General features: G+C 33.5%; 1 protein-coding gene. It reads left to right on the top strand.

Annotated features, from left to right (window positions below):
• Window positions 1–151, top strand: a 151-nt coding sequence (locus IDG60_RS21840; RefSeq protein WP_241013321.1) for a lipase-like domain-containing protein, incomplete at its 5' end; no start/stop codon positions are given.
• Window positions 152–534: the final 383 nt, after the last annotated feature.

The raw sequence follows: 534 nt of genomic DNA, 5'->3' as shown, positions 1-534 counted from the left end.
GCCTACAAAACATGATTGGGATCATGTTGACTTTGTAGGACAAGACAGTTCTGATACAGTGCGCACAAGAGAAGAATTACAAGATTTTTGGCATCATTTAGCAGACGATTTAGTGAAAACTGAAAAGGTGACTGATACTAAGCAAGCATAATTTATAAAGTAAAGGGAGGTATATACAATGACAGCAGACTTCTTTCAATTAATCGGATCATTATTTAGAATTCTAAAAGAATTATTCAAGTAATATCTTGGCGGGGCCCCAACAAAAAGAATTTCGAAAAGAAATTCTACAAACAATGCAAGTTGGGGTGGGACGACGAAATAAATTTTGCGAAAATATCATTTCTGTCCCACTCCCATTGGCATTTACGAAGTTTAAATGTGCAATTAGAATATATGTATAACATTATTAAACACGCGGTAAAACGAAGTCAGTCAATTCAAACTGATTTCGCCCACCGCGTGTTTTTAACATAGCTTAATAATTAATAAGCATTAATGTTCAATTTATATGGTTGTTTTCCAATAATAAAC

The sequence above is a fragment of the Staphylococcus sp. EG-SA-2 genome (assembly GCF_017152085.1).
This window is presented reverse-complemented; position numbering and strand designations above follow the sequence as displayed.